The organism is Erythrobacter sp. Dej080120_24, assembly GCF_036322605.1.
Taxonomy (GTDB): Bacteria; Pseudomonadota; Alphaproteobacteria; order Sphingomonadales; family Sphingomonadaceae; genus Erythrobacter; species Erythrobacter aurantius.
Genome location: NZ_AP027262.1, coordinates 3,148,900 through 3,173,818, shown reverse-complemented (window position 1 = coordinate 3,173,818; position 24,919 = coordinate 3,148,900). Strand labels below are relative to the sequence as shown.

22 protein-coding genes are annotated in these 24,919 nt (G+C 63.6%); 8 read left to right on the top strand and 14 right to left on the bottom strand.

The features are described from left to right. Positions 1–142: 142 nt before the first annotated feature. Together AABA34_RS15225 and AABA34_RS15220 are read right to left on the bottom strand one after the other, a co-directional pair. The gene (locus AABA34_RS15225; RefSeq protein ID WP_034955387.1) at positions 143–916 is read right to left on the bottom strand and encodes an enoyl-CoA hydratase-related protein; all 774 of its coding nucleotides are present in this window, start codon (positions 914–916) and stop codon (positions 143–145) included. 88 nt (positions 917–1,004) lie between these two features. Beyond that, positions 1,005–1,799 carry an SDR family oxidoreductase gene (locus tag AABA34_RS15220; protein ID WP_034955386.1) on the bottom strand — a complete coding sequence of 265 codons (795 nt, stop codon included), beginning with the start codon at positions 1,797–1,799 and terminating at the stop codon, positions 1,005–1,007. 124 nt (positions 1,800–1,923) lie between these two features. On the opposite strand from AABA34_RS15220, the gene AABA34_RS15215 reads away from it, so the two are divergent. The 4 genes from AABA34_RS15215 to AABA34_RS15200 all read left to right on the top strand — a co-directional run bounded on the left by AABA34_RS15215 (position 1,924) and on the right by AABA34_RS15200 (position 4,277). Next, a complete protein-coding gene (locus tag AABA34_RS15215) occupies positions 1,924–2,487 on the top strand; it encodes a TMEM165/GDT1 family protein (RefSeq protein ID WP_034955842.1) in 564 nt (187 codons plus the stop codon). 132 nt (positions 2,488–2,619) lie between these two features. Then, positions 2,620–3,081 carry a Dps family protein gene (locus AABA34_RS15210; RefSeq protein ID WP_034955841.1) on the top strand — a complete coding sequence of 154 codons (462 nt, stop codon included), beginning with the start codon at positions 2,620–2,622 and terminating at the stop codon, positions 3,079–3,081. A 90-nt stretch (positions 3,082–3,171) separates the two neighbouring features. Then, complete coding sequence (locus AABA34_RS15205; protein WP_034955385.1) at positions 3,172–3,786, top strand: 6-phosphogluconolactonase; 615 nt, start codon at positions 3,172–3,174, stop codon at positions 3,784–3,786. Then, positions 3,774–4,277, top strand: coding sequence for an NUDIX hydrolase (locus AABA34_RS15200; protein WP_034955384.1), 504 nt, complete (start codon positions 3,774–3,776; stop codon positions 4,275–4,277). The genes AABA34_RS15205 and AABA34_RS15200 overlap by 13 nt, the downstream gene beginning before the upstream one ends. Here the strand turns inward: AABA34_RS15200 and dinB are convergent. Then, entirely contained in the window at positions 4,259–5,380 is a 1,122-nt protein-coding gene (gene dinB / locus AABA34_RS15195) for a DNA polymerase IV (RefSeq protein WP_034955840.1), read from the bottom strand. The two genes, AABA34_RS15200 and dinB, sit on opposite strands and share 19 nt — an antisense overlap. A 127-nt stretch (positions 5,381–5,507) precedes the next feature. Between dinB and AABA34_RS15190 the strand changes: the two genes are divergently transcribed. Continuing rightward, positions 5,508–6,767: a multidrug effflux MFS transporter gene (locus tag AABA34_RS15190; protein WP_034955383.1), complete on the top strand. Its 1,260-nt coding sequence runs from the start codon at positions 5,508–5,510 to the stop codon at positions 6,765–6,767. Positions 6,768–6,784: 17 nt separating this feature from the next. Here AABA34_RS15190 and AABA34_RS15185 read toward each other — a convergent pair whose 3' ends face one another. From AABA34_RS15185 to crtY, 8 genes are all read right to left on the bottom strand, one after another. After that, positions 6,785–8,338: an acyl-CoA carboxylase subunit beta gene (locus tag AABA34_RS15185; RefSeq protein WP_034955382.1), complete on the bottom strand. Its 1,554-nt coding sequence runs from the start codon at positions 8,336–8,338 to the stop codon at positions 6,785–6,787. 112 nt (positions 8,339–8,450) lie between these two features. Further along, positions 8,451–10,409 (bottom strand): acetyl/propionyl/methylcrotonyl-CoA carboxylase subunit alpha, encoded by a 1,959-nt coding sequence (locus AABA34_RS15180; RefSeq protein ID WP_338303215.1) that lies wholly within the window; start codon positions 10,407–10,409, stop codon positions 8,451–8,453. Further along, positions 10,406–10,915 carry a nuclear transport factor 2 family protein gene (locus tag AABA34_RS15175; RefSeq protein WP_051700108.1) on the bottom strand — a complete coding sequence of 170 codons (510 nt, stop codon included), beginning with the start codon at positions 10,913–10,915 and terminating at the stop codon, positions 10,406–10,408. The genes AABA34_RS15180 and AABA34_RS15175 overlap by 4 nt, the downstream gene beginning before the upstream one ends. Before the next feature lie 42 nt (positions 10,916–10,957). Next, a complete protein-coding gene (locus tag AABA34_RS15170) occupies positions 10,958–11,908 on the bottom strand; it encodes a phytoene/squalene synthase family protein (RefSeq protein ID WP_034955380.1) in 951 nt (316 codons plus the stop codon). An 11-nt stretch (positions 11,909–11,919) separates the two neighbouring features. Beyond that, the gene (locus tag AABA34_RS15165; protein WP_034955379.1) at positions 11,920–12,501 is read right to left on the bottom strand and encodes an LOG family protein; all 582 of its coding nucleotides are present in this window, start codon (positions 12,499–12,501) and stop codon (positions 11,920–11,922) included. Then, on the bottom strand, positions 12,498–12,950 hold the full coding sequence (locus tag AABA34_RS15160) for a hypothetical protein (RefSeq protein ID WP_034955378.1): 453 nt from the start codon (positions 12,948–12,950) through the stop codon (positions 12,498–12,500). Before AABA34_RS15160 ends, AABA34_RS15165 begins: the two co-directional genes overlap by 4 nt. Beyond that, a complete protein-coding gene (locus tag AABA34_RS15155; RefSeq protein ID WP_034955838.1) occupies positions 12,947–14,458 on the bottom strand; it encodes a phytoene desaturase family protein in 1,512 nt (503 codons plus the stop codon). The genes AABA34_RS15160 and AABA34_RS15155 overlap by 4 nt, the downstream gene beginning before the upstream one ends. 62 nt (positions 14,459–14,520) lie before the next feature. Next, positions 14,521–15,753, bottom strand: coding sequence for a lycopene beta-cyclase CrtY (gene crtY, locus AABA34_RS15150; RefSeq protein ID WP_034955837.1), 1,233 nt, complete (start codon positions 15,751–15,753; stop codon positions 14,521–14,523). A 132-nt stretch (positions 15,754–15,885) separates the two neighbouring features. Here crtY and AABA34_RS15145 point away from each other — a divergent pair, with 132 nt between their 5' ends. Then, positions 15,886–16,842, top strand: a complete 957-nt coding sequence (locus AABA34_RS15145) for a MipA/OmpV family protein (RefSeq protein WP_338303214.1) — start codon at positions 15,886–15,888, stop codon at positions 16,840–16,842. 67 nt (positions 16,843–16,909) lie between these two features. Here AABA34_RS15145 and AABA34_RS15140 read toward each other — a convergent pair whose 3' ends face one another. Then, positions 16,910–17,647, bottom strand: coding sequence for a DUF2059 domain-containing protein (locus tag AABA34_RS15140; protein ID WP_034955375.1), 738 nt, complete (start codon positions 17,645–17,647; stop codon positions 16,910–16,912). Positions 17,648–17,812: 165 nt separating this feature from the next. Here AABA34_RS15140 and AABA34_RS15135 point away from each other — a divergent pair, with 165 nt between their 5' ends. Together AABA34_RS15135 and AABA34_RS15130 are read left to right on the top strand one after the other, a co-directional pair. Then, positions 17,813–19,111 carry a metal-dependent hydrolase family protein gene (locus tag AABA34_RS15135; protein WP_034955374.1) on the top strand — a complete coding sequence of 433 codons (1,299 nt, stop codon included), beginning with the start codon at positions 17,813–17,815 and terminating at the stop codon, positions 19,109–19,111. Beyond that, positions 19,108–20,073: an MBL fold metallo-hydrolase gene (locus AABA34_RS15130; RefSeq protein ID WP_034955373.1), complete on the top strand. Its 966-nt coding sequence runs from the start codon at positions 19,108–19,110 to the stop codon at positions 20,071–20,073. Before AABA34_RS15135 ends, AABA34_RS15130 begins: the two co-directional genes overlap by 4 nt. 33 nt (positions 20,074–20,106) lie before the next feature. On the opposite strand, the gene AABA34_RS15125 is transcribed toward AABA34_RS15130, so the two are convergent. Together AABA34_RS15125 and AABA34_RS15120 are read right to left on the bottom strand one after the other, a co-directional pair. Further along, a complete protein-coding gene (locus AABA34_RS15125) occupies positions 20,107–23,628 on the bottom strand; it encodes a beta strand repeat-containing protein (protein ID WP_051700106.1) in 3,522 nt (1,173 codons plus the stop codon). A 248-nt stretch (positions 23,629–23,876) separates the two neighbouring features. Next, positions 23,877–24,881: a DUF6607 family protein gene (locus AABA34_RS15120; protein WP_034955370.1), complete on the bottom strand. Its 1,005-nt coding sequence runs from the start codon at positions 24,879–24,881 to the stop codon at positions 23,877–23,879. Between the last annotated feature and the right edge of the window lie 38 nt (positions 24,882–24,919).

The window sequence follows — 24,919 nt, the reverse complement described above, 5'->3', positions numbered from 1 at the left end:
TTGGGGGCATGACTGGGGGCATTGCTAAAAGGTTCTCGGCGGACTTGCTGATATATCATTGTTTTAAAAACAGAATTTTGAGTCACGTAAGCGGCACCAGCTTCTTTTCCATTGCACCTTGCATCTCGAAATCGCGTTTGTCCTACGGGTAGACTGCCGGGCGCTTGGCCAGTTTGGCGGCGACGCTTTCCATGAATTCCGGCGATCGCAATTGCGCGGCGAAGATCGCGCTTTCGGTGGCCATCACTTCGCTCACCTGCGCGTTTTGGGTGCGCAGCAGCGCCTTGGTGTGGCGCATCGCCTGCGGGGCGGCGCGGGCGATGGTGAGGGCGAGCGCACGGGCTTCCGCGGCAAAGCCCTCGTCGGCGAAGATGCGCGAGATCAGCCCCATGCCGAGCGATTCCTCCGCCGTCAGCACGCGCCCGGTCATGAACACGTCGCTCGCCGCGGCCATGCCGATGGCCTGCGGCAGCAGCAGCGACGATGCGGCTTCTGGCACGAGGCCGAGCGAGACGAACGGCGCGGCGAAGGTGGCGGATTGCGCGGCGCAGACCAGATCGCAATGCAGCGTCAGCGTCAGCCCGACGCCGATCGCCGGGCCGTTGACCGCCGCCACCAGCGGTTTCTCGCAATCGCGGATTGCGTGGAGGAACTGGATCACCGGGGGCAGATCATGATCGGCCGCGCCGCCGCCTGCCGCAGCCATCGAGAAATCCTGAAGATCGTTGCCGCTGGTGAAGTAGTCGCCTTCGCCGATGAACATCAGCGCGCGCGCTTCGTCGTCTTCGCGATAGGCGTTCACCGCGTCCGCCATCGCCTGATACATGGCCTGTGTGATGGCGTTCTTCTTCTCCGGGCGCGTGAGGGTGACTGTGGTGACGCGCTCGGAATGGTCGATGCGGATATGGTCGGACATGGGGACGGTGGACTCGTGCTGGTTGACGTTTACGCAAACGTTAGATTGCGCAAGACCCGCTTGGCAAGGCTTCCCCAACGGCACCCCGTCATTTGGGTGGCATGCGGATTGCCCCGTCAAGTCGGAACTGGTGCCCGTTGATGTAGGAATTGCGCGCAATTTCCAGGATCAGCGATGCGAACTCCTCCGGCTTGCCGAGGCGTTTGGGGAAGGGGACGCTGGCGTTCAGCTGGTCCCACATCTGCGGATTGCGGTCCTTCATGCCGAGCATTAGCGGCGTTGCAAAAATGCCGGGCATGACCGAATTGACGCGGATGCCCAGGTCCATCAGATCGCGCGCCATCGGCAGGACAAGGCCGTTCACCCCCGACTTGCAGCTGCCATAGATGACCTGTCCGATCTGCCCGTCCTGCGCCGCGACGCTGGCGGTAAGGGTGATCGACCCGCGTTCGCCGTCTTCGTTCAGGGGATCGCTGTTTGCCATTCCCAGTGCGGAGATGCTGGCGACGCGATAACTGGCGACGAGAATGCCCTGCGCGCCGAATTCGTAATCCTCGGTCGAAAGGCGCTTGTATCCGCCGCTCGCCTTGTCCCAGCCCAGCGTCTTGCCGCGGCGCGAGGCCATGGCGCAGTGGACGGTCACGCGTTCCTGCCCATTGGCGGCGCGCGCGGCGGCAAAGCCGGCTTCGACGCTGGCTTCGTCCATGATGTCGACATGGTGGAAAGTCCCGCCGATGGCGGCGGCGTGTTCCTCGCCAGCCTCGTCGTTGATGTCGAAGATCGCGACTTTCAGCCCGGCCTCGGCCAGAGCGGTCGCGCTAGCCCGTCCCAGTCCCGATGCGCCTCCGGTAACGACGGCTGCCATTCCTTGTTCGAGTTTCATTGCCTCTCCTCAGATCACTTTGAGACCCTGCCTAGGGCCAGTCGCGTCGCATTGCCACCTGTTCGATTTGTGGGCGAAATGCTGGCGGCGCTGGCGCGGCGTGGCGGGGATGCTAGGGCAGGGCATGGACTCTTTCCTGTTCTGCCTGATCCTCACCTTCGCCATCGCGCTTGGCGGGAAAGAGCAATTGATCGTCGCGCAGTTCACCGATGCGATCGGGCGGACATACGCTTTGCTGGCGGCGGCCGCGCTGTGCGCGCTGATCAGCGCGGCGGTGATGGTCTATTCGTCGGGCCTGATCGCCGGGGTCATGCCACCCCGCGCCGCGCATATGCTCGTCGCCTTCGCGCTGGCGATTGCCGCTTTCGAACTGTCTTGGCCCAAGCGGGTCAAGCCGATGAAGGAGCCGACCCGCTCGATCATCGCCATCGGCGCAGTGGTGCTGGCGCGCCAGATCGGCGATGCCGCGCGCTTCGTGGTCTTCGCCTTCGCGGTAGAGGCCAATTATCCCGTCACCGCCCTGATCGGGGGAACCTTGGGAGGCATCGCGGCGGTAGCGCTGGGATGGGCTCTGGGCCTCGCGCGGCTAGAGAAATTGCCGCTGCGCCTGATCCGCATCGCGATGGGCCTGTGTTTGATTCTTGCGGCAGTAGTGATCGGTTTGAATGCTCGTTACACGTTCCTGTAATCGCTTTGTACGATCACTGCGTATTGGATTTTCTCGGATCAATCCTCCTTCCCATCCATTGGTCTAATGAACATATCAACGGCGCTGGTTCCGCAGTTTTCGGCGCTCAACCAATTGAAATGGAGGACAAACATGCTTGACCCCAACAACAATTCGACGACCCAGATGGTTGCTGAAATCAACGCTCTTCTGGCCGATCACTTCGCGCTATACGTAAAGACCAAGAATTTTCACTGGCACGTGAAGGGACCGCGTTTCCGCGACCTGCACCTGCTGTTTGACGAACAGGCGCTGCAAATCCAGGGGCAGATCGACGCTATCGGCGAACGCGCCCGAAAACTGGGCGGGGACACGATCACTTCGGTGGGCATGATTTCGCAGCACACTCAGGTGAAGGATCAGGACAATGCCGCGCTTTCGGCGGAAGACATGATCCGCGAGTTGCGCGATGACAATGCCGCAATGGTCGCCCGACTGAAGAAGATGAAGGATGTCGCAGAAACCGCAGGAGACAACGCCACCGACGGTCTGATCGACGACTGGACCGATATGGCCGAGGAGCGCGTGTGGTTCCTCAATTCCTTGCTCGGATAACCGCATCATACGAAACGCGAAAAAACGCGTTCGCAGGAGAAAGGGCCGTTTCCGCTTTGCGGGAGCGGCCCTTTTGCTATGCGTGCCGGTATGCAGAACGTCACGATCATTCACGGCGGCGACAAGGCCGCAATCGTCCAATGGCTGGCCGGGTGCCTGAAGAAAGCAAGCGCCATCACCATTCCGGGCGGTTCCACCCCGTTTCCGATCCTCGAGGCGCTGATCGCAAGCGATGCCGTCAACTGGACGGGGATGCAGGTCTGGCCCAATGACGACCGGATCGTGCCCGAAGATCACGAGGCATCGAACACGGGCAAGATTCGCGCCCTGCTGGAGCCGTTGGGGGCTGATATCATTGCCCTTGCCGAAGACAGTGAGCCTCCGAAGTTCGACCTGACTTGGCTGGGCATGGGGCCGGACGGGCACACCGCTTCGCTGTTTCCCAACACCGATCCGCAAGTCGACGATCCGCAGGCGATGCGTCGCCTCACACCCGATCCTTTGCCCGCTCACGCGCCCTTCGACCGGATCACACTGACGCTGCCCGCATTGCTCGAAACACGGGCAATCCTGTTTACGCTGGGCGGTTCGGGCGAAAAGCAGGAAGTGTTCGAAGCGGCGATGCGTGGCGAACACGATCTGCCGGTTGCGCGGCTGCTCAAGGCGGCAGAGGCACGTGGCATTCCGGTGGCATGCTTCGCCTGATCGAACGCCTGCTGCCGCGGGCTCTCCACCGCGCGCTGATGCCGGTTGCGCACCGGGTGCGTCATCGCTGGCGCACATGGCGCGGTGTCCCGATTGCCGGGGTCAGCGTGGTGATCACCAATATTTCCGGCGATGTGCTGTTGCTCCGGCACTCCTATGGCCCTGACGTCTGGGCGCTGCCGGGCGGTGGGTTGAAACCGGGTGAAGATCCCGCAGACTGCGCCCGGCGCGAGATTGCGGAAGAACTTGGCGTGGAGCTGGCCAATCTCCAGCCGCTCAAGGTGTTGGAAGAAGAACTCTCGGGTTCCCCGCACAAGGCGTATCTCTTCACGGGCGTTTGCGACACCCGCCCGGTGCCTGATCAGCGCGAAGTAGTGGAAGCGCGGTTCTTCCCTTCACACTCTCTGCCCGAACCGCTGGGGGAAATTACCCGCCGCCGGATTTCTGCATGGAGATCGCGGGGTATAGCCGATCAAAGCAGCGACAGTTGAGCATCATCGCGCGGCGGTTCATCCTCATCGCCGCGCTCCAGATTTGAAAGCGTCAGCCCCATCAGCCGGATCGGCATGGGCAGCGGCAAAGCCTCTTCGAGCAATTCGCGGCTGAGCCGGGCGAACTCCGCCTTGTCCTCGACCCAGTGTGAAACCGATTTCGCACGGGTCATGTTCTGGAAATCGGTGAACTTGACCTTCAGCGTCACCGTACGGCCCCGTGCGCCCGCACTTTCGATCCGCTCCCAAACGATCTCGATGATGTTCTCCAGCGTCTCACGCAGGGCCGAACCGCTGGAGATGTCCTCGCTGAATGTGCGTTCCCCGCCAACCGATTTGCGCACACGATGGGCGCGCACGGGCCTGAGGTCGATCCCGCGTGCGGCGCGATAGAGATAGTCCGCAAACGATCCGAAGTTCGCACGCAGAAAAGCGATGTCCTTCGTCGCCAGATCCGCACCGGTTTCGATCCCCAGCCGCTTCATCTTCTCCTCCGCTTTCGGCCCGACGCCGTGAAATCGCCGGATCGGCAGCCCCGCCACAAATTGCGCGCCTTCGCCCGGGCGGATCACGCACAGGCCATCGGGCTTGTTCTGATCCGAGGCGAGCTTGGCGAGGAACTTGTTGTAGGAAACCCCCGCGCTTGCCGTCAGCTGCGTCTTGGCCTTGATCTCCTGCCGGATCAGCTCGGCAATCCGCGTGGCGCTGCCGATCCCCAGACGATCCTCGGTCACGTCGAGATAGGCTTCGTCGAGGCTCAGCGGCTCGACATGCGGCGTGTGGTGTTCGAAGACGCGGCGGATCTGGCGGCTTACCTCCTTGTAGGCATCAAATCGCGACCGCACGAAGATCAGGTCCGGGCACAGCCGTTTCGCGGTAATGGAGGGCATGGCGCTGCGCACGCCGAATTTCCGGGCCTCGTAACTCGCCGCCGCCACGACGCCTCGCCCGCCCGATCCGCCGACGGCCACCGGCTTGCCCCGCAATTCGGGATTGTCGCGCTGTTCGACGCTGGCAAAGAAGGCATCCATATCGACATGGATGATCTTCCTGAGGCCCATCGCGGCCTCTTCCATGTCATCCGAAGGCGTGTCCTTTGCCATGCCACCCGAATAGTCCTTTGCGCGCGCCGAAGGAACTGTTGCCGGAACCAACCGCCGCTCCCGCCATTTTGTGCACATGCGAAAAGAACAGTGGTCATCGGGTGAGGCGATTGGCAAAGGGGCCGCCATGGCAGCCGCTAACCCAGTCTCCGCGCCCGCCAGACAGCTCGGCGAAACCGAGCTGATCTGGATGATGGCCTTGCTGATGGCACTTCAAGCCTTTGGTATCGATGCGATTCTCCCCGCGCTGGACGAGCTTGCGGTGTCGCTGGCGGTGGAAGGGAACGATCGGCAATTCGTGATCGGCGTGTACTTGCTGACCGCGGGTGTCGGCGCGCTCGTGCCTGGCGCTCTGGCTGACCGGTTCGGGCGCAGGCCGATCCTGCTTGGGTCCATCGCAGTCTACATCGTCCTCTCGCTCGCCAGCGCGCTGGCACCGACATATGACGCGCTGATCGCCATCCGCGCCGCGCAGGGCTTTTTCGGAGCGGGCATTGTCGCGCTTCCTCCGGCGATCATTCGCGACCGTGTGGGTGGCGACAAGATGGCCCGGATGATGAGCCTGATCTTCGTGATCTTCCTGATGGTGCCCGCCATCGCGCCCAGCATCGGCGAATTGATCCTGATGGTGGCGGATTGGCGCGCGATCTTTGCCGCCATGGCGCTGCAGGGCATTCTGGTGGGCTGTTGGGTCTATTACCGCCTGCCTGAAAGCCTGACCCCGGAAAACCGCCAGGCGATCCTTCCCGGCGTGATCGCGCGCAACATGGGCCACGCGCTCAGCAATCCGCGCATCATCGGCTATGTCATGGGCAGTTCGCTGGTGTTCGGCGCACTGTTCGGCTTCATCAATTCATCGCAGCAATTGATCACCGAGACGTTCGGCGCCGGCGATATTTTCCCCATCGTCTTCGCGATTTGCGCCGGGTCGATGGCGTTTGCGAGCTGGTCCAATTCGCGCATCGTCGAACGCTTTGGCGCGCGCCGGGTCAGCCACACGGCGCTGTTCGCCTTTATCATCGTCGCCAGCCTGCAGGTCTGGTTTGCCTTCGACCCGAACGAGACGCTGTGGCATTTCGTGCCGCTGATGGCGATCAACATGATGCTGCTCGGCTTCATTGGCAGCAACTTCGGCGCGATCGCCATGAACCCGTTCTTCTCCATCGCCGGGGCGGCAAGTTCGGCGCACGGATTTGTCCGTATGACGACGGCGGCCTTGCTGGGCGGGGCGATCGGATACGCCTATGACGGAACCGCGCAGCCGCTGGCGTTGGCGCTGCTGGCGAGCGGGCTGATCTGCCTCGCGCTGGTGCTGTTCAGTGAAAAGGGCAGGCTGTTCGGCCCGCCCGACGCGGCGCTGGGCGTAACCCGAATGAAGAACATCTGAGGCTCGCCCGGACCGAGCTACCTCTCCCCTTCCAGCCGCCGCCACGCCAGTCCGGCGAACTCGCACAGGAGCGGCCGCGTATCGCGCGGGTCGATGATGTCCTCGACATTGAAGCGTTCGGCGGAGCGGAAGGGCGATGTGACCTTGGCCAGCCGCTCGCGGATTTCCTCAAGCAAGGCCGCCGGATCGTCGGAGGCTTCGAGTTCGGATTTGTAGGCCACCTCCAGCCCGCCCGCGATGGGCAGGCTGCCCCAGTCGCCGGAGGGCCAGCAATAGCGATACTGGTAGCGTTCGGCATTGCTCATCGCGCTGCCCGCAATGCCATAGGCGCGGCGCAGGACGATGGAGGCGAGCGGCACGGTGGCGCGGTAGATCGCGTTCATCGCGTTGACGCCGTAACGGATCGTCCCCGCCATCTCCGCCTCGCGCCCGATCATGAAGCCGGGGTTGTCGACAAGGTGGACAATCGGCAGGCGGAACTGGTCTGCCAGTTTGACGAAGCGTTCGACCTTTTCGCTGGTCTTGGCCTCCCATGATCCGCCCAGATAGCTGGGATCGCTGGCAATGACGCAGACCGGCCAGCCATCGAGCCGGGCGAGGGCGGTAATCGCGGCGCGGCCCCAGTGCTTGCCGATTTCGAACACGGTGCCGGTGTCGAACACCATCTCCATGCAGCGCCGCATCGAATAGACCTGCTTCGGATCACGCGGGACGAGGGAGAGCAGCGCCTCTTCCTTACGGGTGGCGGGATCGGTGCAGAGCGAGCGCCTTGCGGGTTGCCCGACATATTCGGGCATGAAGCTGAGGAAATGCCGCGCGCGGGCGAAGGCTTCGGCCTCGCTCGCCACTTCGTCGTCTACCACGCCGTTGCGGGTGTGGATTTCCGATCCGCCCAGCCGCTCCTTGGCTTCCTCGTGGCTGGTCGAGCCGTCCTTGTAGGCGTCGCCCAGGCCATCGACCACGGCGGGGCCGGCAGCGAAGATCTGCGAGAGGCCCTTGACCATGATCGAATAGTGGCTGGCGACCGTCCGCGCCGCGCCCAGCCCCGCCGTCGGGCCAAGTGCCAGCGCCACCACCGGCACGGTGTCGAGGTTCGTCACCACATCGCCCCAGCCGGGCACCGCCGGGATATAGGTCGCGCCGATCTGTTCGAGCGTCTTGACGCTGCCGCCGCCGCCGGTGCCGTCGATCATGCGGATGATGGGCAGCTTCAGTTCGTGCGCCATCCGTTCGGCCTGCACCATCTTGCGGGCGATCCCCGCATCCGCCGCGCCGCCGCGAATGGTGAAATCGTCCGCCGTGGCAACCACCGGGCGACCGTTGATCAGCGCCTTTCCGAAAAGGAAAGGGGCGGGAGTGACGGACTGGAGATCGCCATTGGCGTCATACTTGGCGGACCCTGCGATCTTGCCGATCTCGCGGAAGGAGCCTTCGTCGCACAGCGCCGCCAGCCGCGCCCGGGCATCCATCTTGCCGCGCCCATGCTGCCGCGCCACCTTGTCCGCGCCGCCCATCTGTTCGGCCAGCGCTTCGCGTTGGCGCAGTTCTTCGAGTTCTTTTTCCCAGGTCATTCGTCTTTCCCCCTCCCCTTCAGGGGAGGGGGTTAGGGGGTGGGGGTGGCACGCGCAATGCCTGCGAAGGGCACCACCCCGCTGCGACTAGGCTCGCTTCGCTCACCAAGTCTCACTGCCCCTCCCCTGAAGGGGAGGGAGTTGAAGTGGCAGGCACCACCGTGCACAACACCGCCTCGACCTGCACCTGCGACCCCGCGCTGACGCTGAGCCCCTCGACCACCCCGTCGAAGGGCGCGGTGAGGGCGTGCTCCATCTTCATCGCCTCGAGCACCATGAGCCGCTGCCCGGCGGTGACCGCATCGCCCTCGGCGACATCGACCGCGATGACCTTGCCCGGCATCGGCGCGATGATCGCGCCATCGGCGGCGGAGGCGGCTCCGACTCCCTCATGCCTGTCATACTCTGCGAAAAACCATCGACCGCTTCGCGGAATCGCCCAGCCACCCTCTACTTTCTCTGCGTAGAGTTCGCTTCGCTTCCAACTGTCTGAAAGTTCAACGGTTTCGCTTTGGCCATTCACCCGGACTGGAATACCGCGCTCGATGGGTGAGTTGAGACGAAAACCCCAAGCTTCGCGCCAAGGCTGCGCTGGACCTGAACTTACCAGCTCCAGTCGATCATCGACGAGATCGTGCTTCCGGTTTTGCCACTCGCTTGCTGCAATTGCGACTGCACCAGCCCAGAACACTTCGTCCTCTGGTTCACGCGGGGGCAACAAGTCTGCCTTGTGCTTCTCGATGAAGCCAGTGGTGATGTCGCCCGAAAGAAATTCCGGGTGCTCCAATGCTCGCCAGATGAAGGCTGCATTTGTCTGCACCGGCCAAACATCGATCCGCTTGCAGACGTCTGCTACCGCTTGAGCCGCCTCGCTACGACTGTCGCGATGGACGACGATCTTTTCGATCATCGGATCGTAGAAACCAGTTATCTCGTCGCCTTCTTCGTATCCCGTTTCTATCCGCGCTCGCTCGAAGTGGGGTCGGTAAATTTTCAGTGGTCCGGTGCTTGGCAGGAAGTCGATAGGATCTTCCGCATAGAGCCGCGCCTCAATGGCATGGCCGTTGATCGACAGATCTTCCTGCGAAAGTGGGATCTGGTGCCCACTGGCAATGCAGATTTGCCATTCCACCAGATCGACCCCGGTGATTTCCTCGGTGACGGGGTGCTCCACCTGAAGCCGGGTGTTCATCTCCATGAAGAAGATGCGGTCGGCGCGCAGGCCGTCTGAGGCGTCTGCGATGAATTCGATCGTGCCTGCGCCCTCGTAATCGACCGCCTTGGCGGCGCGCACGGCGGCGGCGCAGATGGCTTCGCGGGTGGCTGCGTCCATGCCGGGGGCGGGGGCTTCCTCGATTACCTTCTGGTGGCGGCGCTGGAGCGAGCAGTCGCGCTCGAACAGGTGGACGACGTTGCCGTGGCTGTCGCCGAAAACCTGCACCTCGATATGGCGGGGCGAGGTGATCCACTTCTCGAGCAAGACCTCGTCATTGCCGAAGCTCGCCTTGGCCTCGCGGCGACAGCTTTCGAGCGCGGCGGCGAAATCAGCAGGCGCGTCGACCTTGCGCATCCCTTTACCGCCGCCGCCTGCGACCGCCTTGATCAGCACGGGATAGCCAATGGCCTCGGCTTCGGCGGTGAGCCGCTCGACCGATTGATCCGACCCGTCATAGCCCGGCGTCACCGGCACGCCGGCGGAGCGCATGAGCTGCTTGGCCGCGTCCTTGAGGCCCATTGCGCGGATGCTTTCGGGCTTCGGCCCGACCCAGATCAGCCCGGCGTCGATCACCGCCTGCGCAAAGTCGGCGTTCTCCGACAGGAAGCCGTAACCCGGATGGATCGCGTCAGCCCCGGTCTGCTTCGCCGCTGCGATAATCTTCTCGCCGACCAGATAGCTTTCGGCCGCAGGCGAGGGGCCGATATGCACGCTCTCGTCGGCGCTCCGCACATGCAGAGCCTTGGCATCGGCATCGGAATAGACCGCGACCGTCGCGATCCCCATTGCGCGCGCGGTGCGCATGATCCGGCAGGCGATCTCGCCGCGATTGGCGATCAGCAGCTTGGCAATCATTGTTCGATTTCCCAATGCGCGTTCACCTGTGCGACAATCGCGTCGCAAGCGGCAGGCGGCTCCATTGTGAAGCTGGTGTTGGCGACTTTCCAGCCGTCATCGGTCTTGATCATGCTGAGTGAATTGATGCCGCAATGGCTCAGCTTTTCCTCGACGGTGAAGTAATACGGCCCCCACACCTGCGCCATGTCGCCATCGACCAGCACCGTTTCGATATGCATGAATTCGTCGACTTTGCGCGTCTGCGTGGCCCAGCGCGCGAGGTGATCGGCGGCCGGCACCACGTCTATGCGTGGGGCCTCGGGGTTCATCCGGCTGTGCACGAATATCATGCCTTCGGGCAGCAAGGTGTTTGCCAGCGCAGTCTTGTCGTCGCTTCGCAGCGCCTCGAAAAAGGCTTCGACGCCGTCCATCACCTCGATCTGGTCGCTGGTGGGAGAATTGGCGAGCACGGGCGCGGCGGCAAGGCCGAGCAGCGCGGCGGCGGATTTCAGGAGTCCTCTCATGGCCCGTGGATTAGCCACACGCCGTGCGCCTGTCGAGCGCAGTCAGGAGGGGCGGAAATCCTTGATCCCCCATGTGATCGGCCCGTCGGGGTGTTTTTCGCGGTTGATGATCGCCGAAAGGAAGGCCCGCGCGCCATACAGCGCCTTTTCCCAGCGCGGGACATAGGTGCGGCTGTTCCATGCTTCGGTGCCGCGAGCGCGAACCTTGCGGCCGATCGCGCCATAGATGCGCGCGGCGGAAAGCACCGCCCAGCGGCTGCGGAACGGCAGGCGTTCAGCTCCGACGCGCGCGGCGGCTTCGTGCTTTTCCACCAGCGCCACCAATCGCGCGGCCATTTCGGCGAGTTCTTTGCGGTGGTGCGGCTTGGTATGCTGGCCGGGTTCGATATCCTGTTCGACCAGCCATTCCATCGGCAGGTAACACCGCCCCGCCGCGTCATCCTCCACGATGTCGCGCGCGATGTTGGACAGCTGAAACGCAAGGCCCAGATCGTTCGCCCGGTCGAGCGTGTCCTGATCCTTTGGATCGACCCCCATCACCACCGCCATCATCACCCCCACGGCCCCGGCGACGTGATAGCAATAGCGCATCATGTCCGCTTCGGTGCGGGGGCGCCAATCTTCGGCATCAAGCTGGAAGCCCGCGATTACATCCTCCGCCATCGCGGGGGTAAGGCCGCATTCGGATGCCACCACGCCCAGCGCGTCGAAAGCGGGATCGCCGGTTGGTTCCCCCGCAAAGGCTTTGGCTGTCAGCTTGCGGATCAACGCCAGCCGCGCGTCGAGATCGGACTGGTCGCCCAGAACACCGCCCAGTTCCTGATTGTCGGCAATATCGTCGCACCGGCGGCACCAGGCATACAGCAGCCAAGCGCGCTCACGCGTTTCGCTGTCGAACAGTTGCGAGGCGGCGGAAAAGCTCTGCGAACCGTATTTGATCGCCTGATGCGCGTGGTTCACCAGCGCCGCCCGTGTTTCCGCGTCTACCGCCATGGTGCAAAGCCTTACAGGTCCTCTGCCTTCATCCGGAAGATCGGAGTGTGCGGTTCATAGGCTTCCATCTGCATCAGCAGATCGGGCAGGTTGTCCGCCGCGATCAATATGTTCTGGTGCGCCGGGCGGACAAAGCCGACCTCGGCCATCTTGCGGTTGAAGGCGAGCAGGTGATCGTAAAAGCCGAAAGCGTTGAGCACGCCCACGGGATCGGAATGATAGCCCAGCTGCGACCAGCTCATCGCTTCCCACAGCTCGTCCATTGTCCCAACGCCGCCGGGCAGGGTGATGAACCCGTCCGACAGATCGGTGAACTTCTGCTTGCGTTCGTGCATGCCGGATACGGCGACCAGTTCGTCGCAGTCGTAATTGGCGACTTCGGATTTGATCAGCGCATCGGGGATGATGCCGATGACTTCGCCGCCGGCTTCCTTGGCCCCGCGCGCCACCGCGCCCATCAGGCCCAGCCTGCCGCCGCCATACACGACGCCGATGCCGCGCGTCGCAAGTTCTTTACCCACGTCATAGGCAAGCTCGACATAGCGCGGGTCTTCGGGCGAGGCCGAGCCGCAATAGACAGCGACGCGTTTCATTGGCTCTTACTCATGCTCCAGTCGGATCCGCAGATATGTTGGAAAAGCGGTGCCATCAAATCCTCATTCTCCGCTCGCAGGCCCTGAAATCTAGGCGCCGGGAACTTCATGATCTCGTACTCACCTTTGTCCCGGTTCCATGCTTGGGCCTCGATAGGAGTGAAGGCTGAGTTTTCGCAATCAATTGCGATTCTGGCGTCGCGCGAAATAGAAACCCTGATCAGCGAGTCCGGTTTGCTCGGCGATGCTGAGTAAGCCCGCACCAGCGCAACAGGATACGATTGCTGGTTCACTATCTCATCGCTCAGATAATTTGCGTCAAATTGCATGCGCCGTTCGTCTGTCTGATAGACTTCGGTCCAGGCATGCTCATGATCCTCGGCAACAAAAATTGAGACTTCATCCGCTACAGAAGCGCTGGAAAGAAGCAAAACAATGAAGCTGATCATGCGGTCGCCTTAGCCGCCAAATCCTCCAGCACAATACCCGCCGTTGCCTTGGCGCTGCCGACCACGCCGGGGATGCCCGCGCCCGGATGGGTGCCCGCGCCGACGAGGTAGAAATTCTCGATCACGTCGTCGCGGTTGTGGCCGCGCAGATAAGCGCTTTGCCACAGTACCGGCTCAAGGCTGAAGGCGCTGCCCATGTGGGCGGAGAGGTCTTGGGCGAAATCCTTGGGCGCGTAGCTGAATTTGGTGACGATCCGGTCGTGGATGTCGGGGATCAGCCGCCGCCCGATTTCATCGAGGATCATCTTTTCCAGCTTCGGCCCGGCCTCGTCCCAGTCAACCGGCATCTTGCCCATGTGGGCGACGGGCACGAGCGCGTAGAAGGTGCTCTTGCCCGGAGGTGCCATCGACGGGTCGGTGACGGTGGGATGGTGCAGATAGATCGCGAAATCCTGCGGGATGACGCCGTTCTTGTAGATGTCGTCGAGCAGTCCCTTGTAGCGGTTGGCGAACAGGATCATGTGATGCGCGATCCCCGGCCAAGAACCTTCCAGCCCGAAATGCACCACGAACAGCGACGGGGAAAAACTCTTGCGCTTCAGGCTCTTCGCCATTTTCTGCCCGCGCTGCGAATTCGACAGCAGGTCCTTGTAGGTGTGCATGATGTCGCCATTGGATGCGACCGCGTCAAACGCCTGCTTCCAGCCCGATTTCGTTTCCACCTCGGTCGCCCGGGTGCCCATGGTGTGCACCTGCACCACCGGATCGCCGACGCGCATCGTGCCGCCGATCCGCTCGAAATGGCGCACCATACCGGCGATCAGGCGATTGGTGCCGCCGCGCGCCCACCAGACGCCGCCGTCTTTTTCCAGCTTGTGGATCAGCGCGTAGATCGACGAGGTGTTCATCGGATTGCCGCCGACCAGCAGCGTGTGGAAGCTCAATGCCTCGCGCAGCTTCTCGCTTTGGACATAGCTCGACACCATCGAATAGACGCTGCGCCACGCCTGTTCCTTGATCAGGGCGGGGGCGGCTTTCAGCATCGATTTGAAATCGAGGAACGGGACGGTCCCCAGCTTCAGATAGCCTTCCTCATACACGCGTGCCGAATATTCGAGGAAGCGTTGGTAGCCGACCACGTCATCGGGATTGAGCTTGGCGATTTCCGCGTTCAGCTGCGCTTCGTCGTTCGAATAATCGAAATTGGTGCCGTCGGGCCAGTTGAGGCGATAGAACGGCATGACCTTCATCAGTTCGACATCTTCGGCGATGTCGTGCCCGGTCAGCGCCCACAGTTCCTCAAGGCAAGGCGGATCGGTGATGACGGTGGGGCCGGCGTCGAAAGTGAAGCCGTCCTTTTCCCAAAAATAGGCGCGGCCGCCGGGTTTGTCGCGCGCTTCGACCACGGTGGTCGCGATGCCGTGCGATTGCAGGCGGATCGCCAGCGCCATGCCGCCAAACCCTGCGCCGATGACGCAGGCGCTTTTGCCGGCGTATTTCTCTGCCATCACGGGGTCGATCCCGCGGTCCGTCGGAACTTTCGGGGCAAGGTCAAGCGTGGGATCGGCAGTCATGCCTCATTCTCCGTTTGCAAATCGATGGGCGCATTGGCTTTGAGCGGCGGACCGCGGTTGAACATCGCAAGGATCGCAGCCGGAATAGATACGGGCGGCTCCCCCCACAGGACGCGGGCCTTGTCCAAAGGGCTGGATCGCGCGGCGTAGAACCTTTCAACCAGACCTTCGCGCAATCTGTAGAACCTTTGGAAAACCTTCACGCGCTTGTGTGGTTCCGCCGCGAAGAACAGGAATCGGCCCAGCAGGCGATAATAGCCGGTCTTGCGCCAGTGGTGGCGGGCACGGGTTTCCATCAGCGCGGCCAGTTGCGGCCCCGTCAGATCGGCTTCGCGTGCGATCAGCAAGGCATTTTCCACCGCGACGCACATGGTGTAGCTGGTGAGCGGATGGGTGAACCCGCCGCGCGCGCCCGCGATCGCCACGCCGGGGATGCGGACTTCTTCCTGATAGGCAGAGAAATTCCCCCCGGTCAGCACCGGCAGCACGCCTGCTTCATTGCCGACGATGGCGTGATCGGCCCAGCCGTTTTCGCGGGCGTATTGGTCGATCCGCGCCGACAGCGAAGCCCGGTCAAGCTTGAAGCTGTCGGCGTAGTAGGTGTCTTCGACGAAGACGTCATGCGATGCCAGCGGCAGGACATAGACGAAGCGATAGGCCCCACCATTGCCGCTGGGCGCGAGTTGATCGACGGTTGCATCCATGATGACAGGGCGTTCCAGCCCGTGCGGTTCGGGCAGACGCATGTGCCGGCCAAGGAACACCTGCCACCCGCCGCGCAGATGCCTGCTTGGCTGGAAGCTGCGGCAATCTATCACCGCCCGTGCGTCCAGCCGTGTTCCGTCGTCCAGATCGACCCCGCGCGGATCAAGGTTTGCGGCCTTGCGCCCCAGCATCACCGCGTTGTCGGGCAGGGCGCGCATCAGCCCTTCGTGAAAATCATGCGATGCCATCGAACGATACGAAGTGCCCAGCGTGCGCCGGTATTTGGGGAATTCGACATCATAGCCCGCGTTCCAGCCGGTCTGGCGGAATTCGGCGAGCAGCGCACGGCCTTCATCGGACAGGTCGCTGTCAAACCAGCTCCAGCGGTGATTGCCGCCGATCACCTTGCCCGCCTCGACCACGGCAATGCGGAATTCCGGACGCGCGCGGTGCAGCGCAAGAGCAATCAGCCCGCCCGCAAGGCCGCCGCCAACAATCGCCACGTCGAGTTGTGAGTCGCTCATCTGCATTGGCCCTAGGGGACAGCGCGCGCAGGGGCAACGCGCATCGCCATCCAGCCGGCAGAACCGGAACCTATGCGGGCAGTGCACATTGACGATGCGTCCCCCATTCTCTCCCATGGAGTTCCCCCCGAAATGCCCGAACCCCGCCCCTTTCCATCGATTTTTGCCCTTCTCGCCATTGCCTTGGCGGTGCCTACCCAAGCGGAAACCGCCGAGGAAACGGGCGTTGAAGAAGAGGGCGCTCCCGCTGCCAACGTGCAGGATGGCCCGCCACAGGATGCGCCCGCAGGCGGCCCGCCAGCAGGAGCGCCGCCGTTCAAGCCGGTGTTCGACGAGACATGGGCGACCATCGGTATCGGTGCAGGTCTGGTCCCAAGTTATTCGGGTTCCGACGATTACGTTGCGTTCCCGCTGCCGCTGATCGTCGGGCGCGTGGGCGGTGTGGGGATCAGCCCCAACGGCCCCGGCTTCAACCTCGATCTGCTGTCACAAAAGCCCGCTATGGGCCCTGCGAAGACCTCGCTCTCGCTCGGGCCGTCATTCCGCTTTCGCAATGACCGCGCCAACCGGATCGAAGACCGGGTGGTGGAACTGGCGAGCGAACTCGACGTGGCCGTGGAAGTGGGCGTCAATGGCGGCGTGACCTTCCCGGGCGTATTCACGCGGGGGGATCGTCTGGGCGTATCAACGCAGCTGCGCTGGGACATTCTGGGTGCGCATGAGGGAATGCTGATCGAGCCGGGGGTGAATTACTTCACCCCTCTGGGGCGCGGAGCCGCGCTGCAGCTGGGGTTCAATGCCAGCTTCGTCGACGATGATTTTGCCGACTATTACTACACCGTCACCCCTGCCGCTGCAGCGGCAACCGGCCTGCCGCAGTTCACCGCTGATGGCGGGCTGAATTCGCTCGGCACGCTGGCGATCTTCACGCTGGACCTCGACGACAATCTCTTGAACGGCGGGTTCAACCTTTATGGCGTCGCGGGCTATTCACGGCTGGTCGGCGATGCGGCCGACACTCCGTTCACATCGGTTCGCGGCAGCGCCAGCCAGTTCATCGGCGGAATCGGCGTGGGCTACACGTTCTAGTCTGCGCTACCGCTTCGCTGCTTGAGCGCGGGTAGTCTGCGTTAACGCCACGCTGTTTGAGCGCGGGTTATTCCCCAAGCCTGCGCTTGAACACCGCCTGGATCACCGCTTCGATCTGGGCGGCTTCGTCAGGGGTGGGCTGTTCCTGCTCCATCTGCGCGCGCAGGGCGATCATTTGCGGGTTGATCTGGCCCAGTTTCAGCAGCGCCGGCTTTTCCATCGCCAGCCTGCCCATGGCGACGAGATCATCCTGCGACAGTTCCGAAATCGTCGCCTGAGTGGCATTGCCGATATCACTGGCGACATTGTCGCGCACTTCGTCTTCGCTCTGGCCGTCCAGCTCCTGCACATTTTCCAGCGTCGCATCGGGGCTGTAATTGCGCGACACCCCGCCAAGAATGCGGCGGCCAAGCTCCGACCGATAGAATGCCGCGATGTCCTGCGCTTCGGAAGTGGTCAGGTTGCGGGCGAACAGGCCGACCATCTGCGGGCGATACTTGTCGCGCACGCGCGCCTGATAATCGCGGAAGATCGGACGCATTTCCTTGACGATCTCATCGATCAGGCCCGGGCTCATCTGGTCGACCTGCGCGATAACGGGAATTGCCGCATATTCGCGCCGCACGACCTTCATGGTGGAATCGAGCGCGACTTCGTGATCGACCCCTTCGTCGATGGCGTTGAACAGATCCTGATAGGCGGCATCGCTCTGCTGCGCGGCAGCCGGAACCGGCAGGGCGACAAGCGCCAGCGGTGACAGGGCAAAGGCACCCAGAACAAGGCGGGTCTTCAAAAACGGAATCATGGGTGCGTCCCTGTGGCAAATGACAAGACATCGCAAAGACCAAGCGCCCGCGCAATCGTCAAGCGAATTGCGCGTGCCCCACGAATTGCCGAAGGCCCGGTCTTGCCAGCGCACCTCAAGCGGGGCATCACTGTCACCTTGGGGCCTGACAGGGGAGAGAAACCAATGAAACTGCTTGCCAAAACCATGGGCGCGATTGCTGCGCTGGCCGCGTGCATCGCTTCGCCTGCCGCAGCCGATACGCTGATCGTCGAAGCGGGCAGCGTCATCATGGACGCCGACAGCCAGCCAAGCGGCCCTATGGCGATCGTCGTGATCGACGGAACGATCCGCGACATCCTGCCCTCTGACAGCCCCGATCTCGAAGTCTATGCGGTTGAAGGGTCGAAGGTGATCGACCTTTCGGACAAGACCGTGCTGCCCGGCCTGATCGACCTGCACACGCACCTTTCGGGTGATCCTTCGGGCGAATTCTGGCGTGCAGCGACGACGCCGCCCGAATACTTCACGCTGATCGCGGCCAAGAACGCGCGCATCACCGCGCTTGCCGGGTTCACCACTGTGCGTGATCTGGGCAGCCGCACCGATCAGGTCACGCAGATGCTGCGACGCGCGACAGCCGAGGGGATGGTTGCCGGTCCGCGCATCGTCACCAGCGCGCGCACCATCGCCATCATCGGCGGGCATGGCGACGTGAACGGCTTTATCGAACATGTGAACGATGTCCTCGATTCAGGCTTCACTTGCACCGGTCCGGTTGAATGCGCAGCCAAGGTGCGGCTGGCATCGCAATACGGGGCCGACCTTATCAAGATCACCGCGACCGGAGGCGTCTTGAGCCAGCAGGGCCGCGGGCTAGAAGCGCATTTCAGCGACGAGGAAATGCGCGCCATTGTCGAAACCGCGGAAACGCTCGGCCTAAAGGTCGCGGCGCACGCCCATGGCGCTCGCGGGATCGAGGCGGCGGCACGCGCAGGCGTGCACACGATCGAACACGGCACCTATCTGGACGAACAGGCCGCGCGGGTGATGCGCGAAAACGGCACTACGCTGGTGCCGACGCTGATGGCGTTGAAGGGCGTTTCCGAAGGGCTCGACACCGGCACCTACACCCCGGTGGTGGAGGCCAAGATCCGCGCGGTGCAGCCGTTGATGGCGTCGCTGGTCTCGCGCGCGCGGCAATTCGGCGTGCGGGTTGCTTTCGGCACCGATGCAGGCGTCTTCCCGCATGGCCGCAATGGCGAGGAATTTGCGCTCATGGTGGCGCAGGGGATGAGCCCGCGTGAAGCGCTGGCCAGTGCCACGACAGTGGCGGCTGACGTTCTGGGGATGGGTGACACCATCGGACGCATCGCGCCGGGCTTTTCTGCAGACCTGATCGCGGTTGACGGCAATCCGCTGGCCGATGTGACGGTGCTGGAGGATGTGGACTTTGTCATGGTGCGCGGGCGCGTGATCGAATGAGGCGCGGGCTTGCCGCCCTGCTGGCGGGCGGTGTTTTGTGTTCGGTCCCTGCTGCTACCTATGCCGCCGACGGGGAGCCTGAGGCCTGCAAGGTCGAGCTCGTCGTACTGGGGGCAGGGCAGGATGCGGGCGCGCCGCAGATCGGCAATGCCGATGACACCGGCCCGCGCCTGCTGCCATCTTCGCTTGCCCTGATCGACCGGGCAAACGGCAAACGCTACCTGTTCGACGCGAGCCCCGCGATCACCGAGCAGCTTGCCATGCTTGACGCGATTGAGCCTCCCGCGGATGGACTGGGCGTAGACGGCGTGTTCCTCACCCATGCGCATATCGGGCATTATCTCGGCCTTGCGTATTTCGGGCGGGAGGCTGCGGGGGCGAGCGGCGTTTCCGTCTATGCGATGCCGCGCATGGCCCAATTCCTGCGTACGAACGGCCCGTGGAGCCAATTGGTCGAACTGGGGAATATCACGCTGGTCGAGATGGATCAGGGGGAAGGGGTCGCAGCGATCGCCCTTGAACCCGATTTGGTGGTGGTCGCGCTGCCCGCGCCGCATCGGGACGAATATTCGGAGACCGTCGGCTTTGTGATCATGGCTGACGGCGCAACGGCGCTGTATCTGCCCGACATCGACGCCTGGAATGAATGGACGGCAACGCGCGGGCCATTGCTTGAAGCGGTGCTGGCACAATCACTGCACATCTTCATCGACGCGACCTTTTGGGACGACAATGAACTGCCGGGCCGTGACATGAGCGAAATTCCGCACCCGCGCGTCACCGAGACGATGGATCGCTTGCAGGAGCTTCCGCCAAGCGAGCGCGCCAAGGTGCATTTCATCCATTACAACCACACCAACCCGATCCGCGATCCCGACAGTGCGCAAAGCCGCGAGGTGGTAGAGCGCGGCTATAACGTCGCCCGGCGCGGGGACCGGATTTGTCTGGACAAGGGCGGGTAGGGGCGAACCCGAAGGCCCGCCCCGCGTTTGGCTTCAGAAACCGAAAGCGACGCCCACGCGGCCTCCGGTGCTCTTTTCGGCGGTCGATCCGGCTACGCTGGCGGTGATGTAGACGCGTTCGCGCACCCGCGCCGCGATTGATCCGGAAAAGCCTTGTTCTCCCTGATAGGTCGAGACGTTGGCGCTGACCGAAAAAGTGCTGTCAGGCACAATCATCGTCCCGCCCATCGCCATCGCCGCAGCAATGCCGCCGCGGGTGCGCTGGTCGAGGTCTTCCAGCTGGAACGCCAGTCCGGTGATCCTGCCGTCGAGCGCAGAAATGCTACCCGACAGGTTCTGGATCTGGGCATCGGTGATCGCCTGCATCGTGTTCATCGACACGCGGACATTGTCGACAGAGGCGGCAGTGGCGACGGTTTGCCGCCCGAGCGTGCCGGCTTCGTCCACGGTGACGACGCTGACCGGGCCGACCTGCGCCTGAGTGCTGGCGGCGATGTCCCCGATCCGCACCGCACTTCCGGTTCCGCCCAGCGTCACCTGATTGGCGGCGGTGGTTTCGGCATTGGCTCCGACAGCGGTGGAGCCGGCAAACGCGGCCTTGGCGCGCGATCCGATTGCCGTCGCGCTTTGCGCCGTGGCCGACGATGTGTTGCCGACTGCGGTTGCCAGCAGCTCGCTGGCTAGCGCCTGTTGCCCAAGCGCGGTGGTGTTGTTGCCTGTGGCCCTTGCGGTCTGTCCGAAGGCTACCCCCTGTGCAGCGGCGCGGGCGCCGGTGCCGAAAGCAGCACTGTTAGCACCGAACGCCTCCGCCGCACGGCCCAGCGCGGTCGAACTGTCCCCGGTCGCAATCGCCGAACGGCCGACGGCGGTGGCGAAGTTGGCGTTTGCAAGGGAGCCTGCGCCAATTGCGATGGCGTTGTTGGCCAGCGCCCTCGCATCCGCTCCGAAAGAGGCGGAATTGATCCCCTCGGCCCGCGCACGGGTGCCGAAGGAGTTGGCGCTTTCCTGGCTCGCAACCGCTGAAACCCCGACAGCAACTCCGCGATTGCCAACCGCATTCGCCAAGGCACCGATGGCAAGCGCGTCAATTCCGGTCGCCGACGCTGATGTGCCGGTGGAATTGATCCCGAAGAAGCGGTTGTTCGCACCCGAAATGCCGTTCAGTGCGGAATTGAGCTGTGCGACATTGACCGCGTCCGTCCCGGCAGACCCCGCTGCGACATTGACGATGCGGCGTTGCTGGCTGGCGCTGCCGACCGAGACGACATTGGCCTGCAATGCCGCGGAACCTGCACCCAGCGCCACCGAGTTGTTGCCACTGACAAATGCGCTTTCGCCGATTGCCGTACCTGTCAGCGCGTTGACGAAGCTGAGGTTGCCGATCGCGGTGCCGCTGGCAAAGGCGGTGGCATCGGTGCCGATCGCCAGAGCGTTGGCGCCATCCCCGCGAGCGCGCACGCCGATTGCAATCGCGCCGTCGCCGGACCCGCTGTTGGCAAAGCTGCCCATCGCGATTGCCCCTGTGCCGTCAGCGCGGGTCGAATTTGCTCCGCCGATGGTGTCGCCGCCGATGGCAATGGAGCCCGCGCCGCCTGCCGTCGCGACCGTTCCGATGGCGATAGCGTTCAGCCCGCCTGCCACTGCGTTGCCGGTTGCGCCGTTGACCTTGACGAAGGGCGTGGCGCTGTCGGCAAGTGCATCGTTGAGCTGGCCCAACGTCACCGCGTCATTATCGTCCTGGGCGTCCGCGACGTTGGTGATCCGCCGCTTTAGCGTGGAATTGCCGATCGACAGCGTATTGTCCTGCAAGGCCAGCGATCCTGCACCCAGCGCGATCGTATTGCTGCCCTGTGCCTGCGCCTCGGCACCGACGGCCAGAGCGCCCTGTCCGCTGGCGAAAGCGCCGACATCGCCCGGATCGGCTGTGTCGAGGCCGATGGCGATGGAGTTGGTTCCCTCGGCAATGGTGCCGGCACCGATGGCCAGCGAATTCGTGCCGTTGGCTGTTGCGGTTCCGGTTGTGCCGTTGGTGGCGAATTTGTCGTTCCCGGCAATCGCCTTCAACTGGCCGACGGTTGCGGCATCGCTGTCCGCCACTCCGTCCGCGACATTGGTGATCCGCCGTTCAAAGCCGGTGCTGCCGACCGATACCGTGTTGGCGGCGCTGGCGGTTGATCCTGAACCCAGCGCGACCGAATTGGCGAAGCCCGCGCTCGAACCGGTGCCGATGGCGACAGAATCGATCCCCGATGCCTGCACCGAAGTGCCGACCGCGACAGCCCCGCTGGCGCTGGCGCTGGAGGAGCTGCCCAGCGTGGTCGCATTGTTGGCCCCGGCATTGGCGCTGAAACCCAGTGCGGTGGCATTGGTGCCGGTGGCGTTGGCAAAGCCGCCGAAGGTGGTCGCCCCGTTTCCGTTCGCACCCGAAGTCGCGCCCACGACCACGGCTTCGCTGCCATCGGCAATGGCGCCGTCGCCGATGGCGATTGATCCCGTTCCGGTCGCGGTAGGGGAGAAGCCGCCATCGACATTGACGACGACGCCCGGCGTGCCGCCGCCTGAAAGCAATGCATTGACCTGCCCCAGCGTAACCGCGTGATCGTCGCGGTAGCCGGGGGCGACATTGGTGATGACGCGCCGGTTCGTTTCGCTGCCGACCGACACGGAATCGTTGAGGTCCGCTATGGAACCGGCCCCGATGGCGACCGAATTCAGCCCGACCGCGAACGAATCCGCACCCAGCGCCACGTTACCGGTCGCGTTGGCGGAGGAGCCCAGCCCGTCATTGTCGAGATCGCCGCCAATCGCGATTGCTCCGTCGGCATAGATGCGCGTTTCCGAACCGATGGCGATGGTTGCGCGCCCGCCGGCGATCACCCCGAACACGTCCGCGCCCGCCGTGTTCGATCCGATCGCGATCGAACCCACGCCAGAGCTTTCCGCGTCATTCCCGATGGCAATTGCTGCCTGACCCGATGCGTCCGCCGCTTCGCCGAGCGCGGTCGCTTCGTCTCCCGTGGCGCTTGCCCCGGTGCCGATGGCGACCGAACGCGCGGTCGATGCCTGCGCCAAGCGCCCCACCGCGATGCTGTCCGCGCCGGTGGCGACCGAAAGAATTCCGATGGCGGTGCTGTTGGTGCCGAACGCGTCCGATGCCGCGCCGATTGCGGTTGCGCCTGCCGCGGTTGCCTGTGCCGAACGGCCAAAGGCGCTGGCGTTGGTGTCGCTGGCGGCATCGCCTGCCTGCGCAAACTGGCCCACGGCCGTGCCATTGTTGGCGGTGGCGCTGGCGCTGTCGCCCACGGCAAGGCTGAGGCTGCCTGAAGCGGCGGAGCCATTGCCCACGGCTGTCGCATTGCCGCCCGTCGCGCTGGCATTCTCGCCGCATTCGAGCGTGTCGTCGCTGGTGTCTGCCACCGCGTCAGGCCCGTTCCCGGTGTTGCAGGGCGCGGTGGTGTCGGCCTGCGCCGGGCTGGTCATGGCGATGGCAAGCGTGCTCGATGCGAGCAGGAGCGCGCCCGAAATGCGGACGCGCAGCAGACGTGAAGTGTTCATGGATGCTCCCCCTTAGAAGCCAGCGGCCCCGTCCTACCCAATGGACGACTCATGCCGCGTGGGCTGCAGAAGAATAGCAGGATCAGAGGGTTATGATACTGTATTAGCGCGTCATCGTGGCGCTGATCTGCGTCTGATCTTTGCCAATGCGCGCACCCCGGCGGATTGTTGCACTGCCGGGATGCGCGACGGCCCTGAGCAAGGGTGGGGGGAAAGAACGCTCAGGGCGGGGAAGGTCCGACGAAGGTTCAGCCGCCGCTGCGGGCGGTTCCCGTTTCGATCAGCGCCACAGCCTTTGCCGTGGCTTCTTCGGCGGGGGTTTCGCCCTGCTTGATCGCATCGGCCAGCTTGAGCAGCTCTGCCGCGACGTCGGTGCCATAATTGGCTTCTTGCGCGATGCGGATGCCGCCGGTGGTTTCAGCGACTTCATCCCACTTGGCGCGCACAGCGTTCCAGTAATCGGCGGTCTTGGCCCAATAGGCTTCCGCCGCTGCGACATTGTAGCCGTCAAAGCGCTCATAGGTGTTGAGCACATATTCCTGCACCACCGGCACCAGTTCGCCGCTGCCGTCCGGTGCGGGCATCATCTTCGTGTTGTCCTGCCAGTGGATCCAGCCGTTCGGCGTCAACTGGTGGCGGTTGATCCCGACATAGCGATCATAGACCGGCGAGCGGGTTGCATCGCGCCGGGCGAGCGGGCGAGTGGTCCAGTTCGAGCGCCAGCGTTTCACCCCATTCGTTGTTTCCCACTGGCCCCAACCGGCGTAGCGCGGGCTGTCATCCACCTGATACACCGTCTGCGACCACCGCCCGGCGCGCATCGCTTCGGGCACAGGGGTCATCTCCCATGTGTCGCCGCCTTGGTAGGTAAGGATTTCGGTCGGTTCGTACTGCCAATCCTGCCGCCAGTGCTTGACGACATAGGGGTTCTCCTCCCCGCCGACCACGAGCAGATGTTGCAGCACGATGCGCGTGCCTGTGTCCTCGATCACGCGGACGCTTTCATGGCCGCCGCTGATCTTGGAATCGATCGGTTCGTATCCTTCCATCCATGCGGTCGATTCCTGCATGTTGAAGGTGACCTTGAAATCGCCGGCCATGGCGAGGATGCTTTCGCGGTCAGCCTGGAACGCGGCCTCTTCGGCGGAGGCGCTGCGGGTGATCGGGTCATCTGCCAGCGCCGGGGCGGGCAGCGCCGCCAATGCGGTGGCGGCAAGTCCTGAGGCGAGAAGGGTCTTGGTGAGTTTCAGCATGGGTGTTTCATCCGTTTGCTAGTGTGAATGATGGGGTG

Bases quoted from the DNA above. Each gene is read 5' to 3' on its own strand.
- AABA34_RS15210 (WP_034955841.1), top strand. From the start codon at position 2,620: ATGCTTGACCCCAACAACAATTCGACGACCCAGATGGTTGCTGAAATC.
- AABA34_RS15175 (WP_051700108.1), bottom strand. From the start codon at position 10,915: ATGAGAGGACTCCTGAAATCCGCCGCCGCGCTGCTCGGCCTTGCCGCC.
- AABA34_RS15155 (WP_034955838.1), bottom strand. From the start codon at position 14,458: ATGGCAGAGAAATACGCCGGCAAAAGCGCCTGCGTCATCGGCGCAGGG.
- AABA34_RS15180 (WP_338303215.1), bottom strand. From the start codon at position 10,409: ATGATTGCCAAGCTGCTGATCGCCAATCGCGGCGAGATCGCCTGCCGG.
- AABA34_RS15160 (WP_034955378.1), bottom strand. From the start codon at position 12,950: ATGATCAGCTTCATTGTTTTGCTTCTTTCCAGCGCTTCTGTAGCGGAT.
- AABA34_RS15185 (WP_034955382.1), bottom strand. From the start codon at position 8,338: ATGACCTGGGAAAAAGAACTCGAAGAACTGCGCCAACGCGAAGCGCTG.
- AABA34_RS15205 (WP_034955385.1), top strand. From the start codon at position 3,172: ATGCAGAACGTCACGATCATTCACGGCGGCGACAAGGCCGCAATCGTC.
- AABA34_RS15220 (WP_034955386.1), bottom strand. From the start codon at position 1,799: ATGAAACTCGAACAAGGAATGGCAGCCGTCGTTACCGGAGGCGCATCG.
- AABA34_RS15140 (WP_034955375.1), bottom strand. From the start codon at position 17,647: ATGATTCCGTTTTTGAAGACCCGCCTTGTTCTGGGTGCCTTTGCCCTG.
- AABA34_RS15170 (WP_034955380.1), bottom strand. From the start codon at position 11,908: ATGGCGGTAGACGCGGAAACACGGGCGGCGCTGGTGAACCACGCGCAT.
- AABA34_RS15190 (WP_034955383.1), top strand. From the start codon at position 5,508: ATGGCAGCCGCTAACCCAGTCTCCGCGCCCGCCAGACAGCTCGGCGAA.
- AABA34_RS15145 (WP_338303214.1), top strand. From the start codon at position 15,886: ATGCCCGAACCCCGCCCCTTTCCATCGATTTTTGCCCTTCTCGCCATT.
- AABA34_RS15130 (WP_034955373.1), top strand. From the start codon at position 19,108: ATGAGGCGCGGGCTTGCCGCCCTGCTGGCGGGCGGTGTTTTGTGTTCG.
- AABA34_RS15215 (WP_034955842.1), top strand. From the start codon at position 1,924: ATGGACTCTTTCCTGTTCTGCCTGATCCTCACCTTCGCCATCGCGCTT.
- AABA34_RS15225 (WP_034955387.1), bottom strand. From the start codon at position 916: ATGTCCGACCATATCCGCATCGACCATTCCGAGCGCGTCACCACAGTC.
- AABA34_RS15120 (WP_034955370.1), bottom strand. From the start codon at position 24,881: ATGCTGAAACTCACCAAGACCCTTCTCGCCTCAGGACTTGCCGCCACC.
- dinB (WP_034955840.1), bottom strand. From the start codon at position 5,380: ATGGCAAAGGACACGCCTTCGGATGACATGGAAGAGGCCGCGATGGGC.
- AABA34_RS15165 (WP_034955379.1), bottom strand. From the start codon at position 12,501: ATGAAACGCGTCGCTGTCTATTGCGGCTCGGCCTCGCCCGAAGACCCG.
- AABA34_RS15125 (WP_051700106.1), bottom strand. From the start codon at position 23,628: ATGAACACTTCACGTCTGCTGCGCGTCCGCATTTCGGGCGCGCTCCTG.
- AABA34_RS15135 (WP_034955374.1), top strand. From the start codon at position 17,813: ATGAAACTGCTTGCCAAAACCATGGGCGCGATTGCTGCGCTGGCCGCG.
- AABA34_RS15200 (WP_034955384.1), top strand. From the start codon at position 3,774: ATGCTTCGCCTGATCGAACGCCTGCTGCCGCGGGCTCTCCACCGCGCG.
- crtY (WP_034955837.1), bottom strand. From the start codon at position 15,753: ATGAGCGACTCACAACTCGACGTGGCGATTGTTGGCGGCGGCCTTGCG.